The following is a 6,039-nucleotide window of genomic DNA, read 5'->3' as shown; positions in this document are numbered from 1 at the left end:
CGTCAGGACGCAATCGTCATGCAGTCAGGTCAGGAATGACGGCATTGTATATGACAAATGCGTGAATGTGCGACGTGGTCAAGGGTGGGTGATGCCAAAGGCATTAATTCGGTCGATGGGGGCACGGTCGTGCGTGATACCGCGCGATCGGCGGCTTTCCGGTCGCGGATCGAGTCCGCCAGCGTGGTAGGGATTCAGCGCGTTCGGTAGAGCGCGTGACAGGCCACGCAGCTTGCCGTCAGCTTGGGCAGGGCGGCCATCGCGGCGTTCCTGTCGCCGCTTGCTGCGGCGCGTGCGAAGGCGCTGGCCGCGGTATGGCCGTCGCGGCCGAGGCCATGCATCTCGATGGGCATCTGCGGGCCGGGGCGCGCCTCGTAGGGCAGGGCGGCGTTCTTGCCCATTGCGCTTTGTCCCAGGCGTTGTTCGGCCACGTCACCCGCCTCGCGCACACGATTTTCGGCCAGCAGCGTGATGATCTCGTTGAGCGCGAGCAGGTTGTCGAGCATTTCCTTGCGCAGGGTCTCCTGCGCTGCGGGGGGCAGCGGGGCAAGGAAGCGTGTGTCTTCGGCAAGGGCCGGGGCGGCTGCGAGTGCGGCGATCAGGATCAGTCTTTTCATTTCGGACCTCGTTTGCGTGACGCCCCGGCGGGTGGCTCAGACCTTGCGCAGGTAGCAGGCCTTGAGCATGAAGTTGCCGGCGTCCATCTTGCAGTCGACTTCGTGGTCGCCGCCCACAAGGCGGATGCTCTTGACCTTGGTGCCGACCTTCAACGTGGTGGAGGAGCCCTTGACCTTGAGATCCTTGATCAGGACGACGGAGTCGCCATTGGTGAGCACATTGCCGTTGGCATCCTTGATCACTGCATCGTCATCTTCTTCCGAATCGGCCGCGGCTGCAATCGGCCACTCGTAGCCGCAGTCTGCGCAAACGTAGTTGTCGCCGTCCGGGTAGGTGTTTTCCAGCGTACATTGGGGGCAGGCGAGGGGGGCGGACATGGGCGACTTCCTTTGACAGTGAGCCCGCTATTTTAGGTCATCAGGCGGGTGCGGGGCCAATCCGATACACGCGGGCTTCGAAGGGCCGCAGATCGAAGGCGTTGCAGGGTGGGTGCGGCAAGAGGGGGCGGTTGGCCAGCATGCAGGCGGCGTACTCGAGATTGAAGCCGTCATGACGATAGCGGGCGGCACGTGCGGACAGGTTGCACACCACCAGGAAAGTGGTGTCGTCGAGGCTGCGGGTGTAGGCGTAGAGCTGGGGGTCGTCCGCGAGCAGCAGTCGGTAACGGCCAAACACCAGCGCGGGCTCCGAAGCGCGCAGGGCGATCATGCGGCGGTAGTAGCCGAGCACCGAGCCGGGGTCTGTCTGCTGTTGCGCAACATTCACCTGGGGATAGTCCGGGTTGAGTGGCAGCCAGGGCGTGCCCGTGGTGAAGCCCGCATTGAGGCCGTCATTCCATGGCATGGGGGTGCGCGAATTGTCACGCGCGGTCAGCGCCATTTCCTCGAGGATGTCGTCGTCTGCCATGCCATTGGCGCGCATCTCGACAATCCGCTGCCTGGCGAACACGTCGTCGAAGTCGTCCAGGCTGTGGAACACGGTATTGGCCATGCCCAGTTCCTGTCCCTGGTAGATGAAGGGCGTGCCCTGCATCAGGAAGTACATCGTCGCCAGCGCGGTGGCACTGGCATGGCGATGCTGCAGCGGGTCGCCCCAGCGCGACAGCACGCGCGGGAGATCGTGATTTTCGAGATAGAGCGCGTTCCAGCCGACGCCTTCGAGTGCGTTCTGCCAGTGGCTCAGGATGCGCTTGAGCTTGCACAGGTCCAGTCCGGCACGCGGATCGCCCGACCACAGGTGCCAGTGTTCGAACTGCAGGATCATCGACAACCGTCCGCGACTTGCGCCGACCCAGGGTTCGGCTTCGTCCGCGCCGATGCCGTTGGCTTCGCCCACGGTCATGATGTCGCCGTGTGAGAAGGCTTCGCGGGCGAGGGTGTCGACGTAGTCGAGCACGCCATCGACGTTCATGTGGAAGTCGTAGGCGGGTACCGGGCCATGGCCGTCCCCGGCGGGTGCGTCGGGCAGGCCGGGGGCCTTCTTCATGTGGGTGATGGCGTCGATGCGGAAGCCGTCGACGCCCTTGTCCATCCACCACCGCACCATGTCGCAGATGGCGTCGCGAACCTCGGCGTTTTCCCAGTTGAGATCCGGCTGGCGGGCGGTAAACAGGTGCAGGAAATACTGATCGGTACCGGCATCGTATTGCCAGGCCGGGCCGCGGAAGATGCTCTCCCAGTTGTTGGGCGGGCCGCCGTTTCTGCCGTCGCGCCAGATGTACCAGTCGCGTTTCGGGTCGTCGCGGCGGCTGCGCGAGGCGATGAACCAGGGGTGCTCGTCGCTGGTGTGATTGACGACGAGGTCGAGGATGATGCGCATGCCACGGCGTCGGGTCTCGGCCATCAGGCGGTCGAAGTCGGCCATGGTGCCGAATTCGTCCATGATCGCCCGGTAGTCGGCGATGTCGTAGCCGTTGTCGTCGTTGGGCGAGCGAAAGATCGGGCATAGCCAGATTACCGTGACGCCCAGCCATTGCAGGTAGTCGAGCTGGGCCAGCACACCGGGCAGGTCGCCGATGCCGTCGCCGTTGCTGTCCATGAAACTGCGCGGATAGAGCTGATAGACGACCGCCTCCTGCCACCATTTTCCGTGCATTTTTCTCGCTCCCCGGCGCGTGCTCGCGACAGCGATTGTAGGCGCCGCGACGAGCCGTTGCGAGGGGCGCAAATGCGGTGTCGGAATGACGCGACGGCCTGCCCAATCGGCCCGCCCTGGCGTAATCTTGTCGGCATGGTTGCGGATGTGCGTTCCGTGTCCGGAGCGCGTGAAGATGACCCTTTTGCGGGAGGTGTGCGATGGATGCGACAAGTGTGAAGCTGCGCGGCGTGAACCTGGGCAGCTGGCTGTTGCTGGAGCGCTGGATGGTGCCCAGCCTGTTCGAGGGCATGGACGCCACCGACGAAACCTCGTGGTGTGTGGAGCTCGGCGGCGCAGCGGGCGACAAGCTGCGCCGGCACTGGGATACCTTCGTCACTTATGACGACTTCGCGTGGATCGCCGAGCGCGGACTCAACGCGGTGCGCATTCCGGTGGGGCACTGGATCTTCGGCCCCGACTACCCCTATCACCCCGCCTATGGCGACAACCGCCATCCCTTCGTTACCGGTGGCATCGAGGTGCTCGACCGCGCCATGGACTGGGCAAGACAGCTCGGCCTGAGGGTCATGCTCGATCTGCACGCCGCGCCCGGCTGCCAGAATGGCTTCGACAACGGTGGCATCATGGGCGTGGTCGACTGGCACACCAAGCCAGAATACCTCGAACACTCGCTGCTTGTGCTCGAACGTCTTGCCGAGCGCTATCGCGATCATCCCGCGCTGCATGCGATTGAAGTGCTCAACGAGCCGCGCTGGGATGTGCCTACCGAGTATCTCAAGGCCTACTACCTGGCTGCGTATGACCGCATCCGCAAGCATTGCCCGCCCGAGCGGGTGGCGGTGGTGTTTCACGACGGCTTCCGGTCCTACCGCGAGTTCCTCGGCTTCATGCAGCCACCGCTGTGGCAGAACGTGATCTTCGACTACCATCGTTACCAGTGCTTCGACCGCCGCGACATCGACACCGACATCTATGGCCACATGCACAAGGCCAGCGGCGAATGGCGCGACGAGGCCGATTCGATCAATGCCGCGATGGGCCTGCCCGCGGTGTGCGGGGAGTGGAGCCTGGGGCTGGACCTGCGGGTGGTGTCGTTGTGGGCGGAGGGGCCGTACAACCACGCGCTGGAGCACATGGACGAATTTCAGCAGGATGTGGCCAGCCGTGGTTATGCGGCGGCGCAACTGTTGTCGTTCGAGAAGCTATTCGGCTGGTTCTTCTGGAGCTACAAGACCGAGACCACGCCGGCGTGGTGCCTGCGTGAGTCGGTGGAGCGAGGCTGGTTGCCGTCAAGTTTCCGGTAGCAGGCTCGGTTCGGGCGCCGGCGGACGCACCCGCGTTCCGCGCAGGCGCTCGAGCACCAGCTTGCGGTCGTAGAAGTGGTCGAGGCCGTTGTGCAGGCTGATGTTGAGCAGTGTTGCACTGGGCAGTTCGTGATGCAGCAGTTCCAGGGTATCGATCTCGTCCTTGGCATCGAATGCGTCGGTGGCTTCCTCGATGAAGACCCAGCCCGGCTGCTGCAGGAACAGGCGCGCAATACCCAGGCGCTGCTGCGCACGCAGCGGCAGCGCGCGCCCCCAGTCGTCGTAGTCTTCCAGGCGCGGCGCCAGCCAAGAGATGCCGGCGCATTCGAGCGCGCGGTGCAGACAGGGCAGCGTGAAGTGGTCGGCGTCGTGCGGATAGCTCAGCACCGCGCGCAGGCTGCCTTCGGGCAGGAACGGTCGTTGCGGCAGGAACATCATGTTGTGCCCGGCGGGCAGGCTGATGAGACCGCCGCCCCAGGGCCACAGGCCAGCCACCGCCTTGAACAGGCTGATGGTGACTGCCGGATCGCCGGTAATCAGGATGCGTTCGCCGTGACGCACATGAAGATTGAAGTCCTGCAGCAGGATCTGGCCCGAGGGTGATGCCAGACACAGGTTGCGGATATCGAGTTCGGCATGGGTCGATTGCTGCAATTCGATGCGCGTCTTGCCGGTGGCCTTTTTCAGGTCCTGCGCCTCCAGCTTGAGAATGTCGTCGTGGAGCGAGACGATGCGGTCGATCGACGCCCGGCAGCGCGCCAGTTCGCCGAGGTTGTCGATGGGCCACGACAGCGCCGATGTCAGGCGCTGGAAGGCCTGAGCGGCCTGCATCAGCAGGCCCAGCGTCATGGCGCCGCCGATGTACTGCGGGGCGGCGATCAGGATCGGGAACACCGGCAACAGCGTGCCGTAACCGGTGGAGAAGGAGACGATGCCCAGGTAGGCAAAGGTCTGCCGGTCCCAGCCGCGTCCGACGTCGGCAAACAGGCGATCGGCGCTGCGTCGCTCCAGTGGTTCGCCATGCATCAGGGCGATGGCTTCCGAGTGTTCGCGCGCGCGCGCCAGGCCAAAGCGCAGGCTGGCCTCGACCGATTGCAGGCGGTTGGTGGTGCGGATCAGGGGGCGTCCCAGCAGCAGGCCGAATACGGTACCGACGCCGGCATACACGAAGGCCATCAGGACCATGTAGCCCGGCACCGACACCGTGGTGCCGGGCAGGTAGGCGCTGCCCGAGACGCTGAGCAGGATGTCGATGAAGCTGCCCAGGATGAGTACCGAGTACAGCAGCGAATGCGCAAGACCGACGGCCGCTTCGGTGGCGATGCGGATGTCCTCGGCAATGCGGCCGTCGGGGTTGTCGTGTTCACCGGTCGAGAACTGCAGTCGGTAATGGTTGGCGTGTGCCAGCCATTCGTCGAGCAGCAGGCTGGTCATCCATCGTCGCCAGTCGAGCTGGACCCAGCGCTTGACGTGCATGTGCAGCGCGGTGACGCCCATGGTGAGGGCGAAGATCAGCACGAAAGTCAGGATCAGGCGCAGGAATTCGCTGAGCGAGCGGTTCTCGAGCGCATCGAAGAGTTCACGGTGCCAGTAACTGACCCAGATCACCAGCACCACCTGAGCGGCGGTGAGCAGGACCAGCGACAGCAGCGCGCCACGCACCGTCCATTTTCGCCCGCTGTTCCAGTATTCGCGGGCCATGCGCGCGAACTGCCATGCCGCGTCGCGAGGGGGCCTGGGGGGTGGTGCCGTGTCGGGACGCATGGGATTCAGGCCGGGCGCAGGGCGGGGCGTCCCGGGGCAGGCAGGTCATGCGTGGGTGACGTTGCGCGTGCGCGCGCGCGCGTCGGGGTACTGCCGGTTCTCAACGTGCGCATGGCCATCCGTTCTCTCCGCGTGCGCTCGAATGTTCGTTTCTCGCAGAGTATCGCAATGTGGCCGTTTTGCCGTGATCTGTTTGCGCATTCCCGCGCATTTTCCGGCGCTGCACGGCGAAGCCGGGAACGTCGTCGGTGCGCCG

Annotated in this window: 5 protein-coding genes; 1 reads left to right on the top strand and 4 read right to left on the bottom strand. The window is 64.7% G+C overall.

What is annotated here, in order from left to right; all coding sequences use genetic code 11:
• Positions 1 to 194: 194 nt before the first annotated feature.
• From J5J83_RS13365 to J5J83_RS13355, 3 genes are read right to left on the bottom strand one after another with little or no spacing between them, the layout of a single operon-like run.
• Positions 195 to 617, bottom strand: coding sequence for a cytochrome c (locus tag J5J83_RS13365; protein WP_212349883.1), 423 nt, complete (start codon positions 615 to 617; stop codon positions 195 to 197).
• A 36-nt stretch (positions 618 to 653) separates the two neighbouring features.
• Positions 654 to 995, bottom strand: a complete 342-nt coding sequence (locus J5J83_RS13360; RefSeq protein ID WP_212349882.1) for a zinc ribbon domain-containing protein YjdM — start codon at positions 993 to 995, stop codon at positions 654 to 656.
• A gap of 40 nt (positions 996 to 1,035) precedes the next feature.
• Positions 1,036 to 2,712, bottom strand: coding sequence for an alpha-glucosidase (locus tag J5J83_RS13355; RefSeq protein WP_212349880.1), 1,677 nt, complete (start codon positions 2,710 to 2,712; stop codon positions 1,036 to 1,038).
• A gap of 200 nt (positions 2,713 to 2,912) precedes the next feature.
• Between J5J83_RS13355 and J5J83_RS13350 the strand changes: the two genes are divergently transcribed.
• Entirely contained in the window at positions 2,913 to 4,019 is a 1,107-nt protein-coding gene (locus J5J83_RS13350; protein ID WP_212349878.1) for a glycoside hydrolase family 5 protein, read from the top strand.
• On the opposite strand, the gene J5J83_RS13345 is transcribed toward J5J83_RS13350, so the two are convergent.
• Complete coding sequence (locus tag J5J83_RS13345) at positions 4,005 to 5,720, bottom strand: ABC transporter ATP-binding protein/permease (RefSeq protein WP_249115713.1); 1,716 nt, start codon at positions 5,718 to 5,720, stop codon at positions 4,005 to 4,007. The two genes, J5J83_RS13350 and J5J83_RS13345, sit on opposite strands and share 15 nt — an antisense overlap.
• Positions 5,721 to 6,039 lie beyond the last annotated feature (319 nt).

This window comes from Azoarcus sp. L1K30, assembly GCF_018122735.1.
Taxonomy (GTDB): domain Bacteria; phylum Pseudomonadota; class Gammaproteobacteria; order Burkholderiales; family Rhodocyclaceae; genus Parazoarcus.
This window is presented reverse-complemented; position numbering and strand designations above follow the sequence as displayed.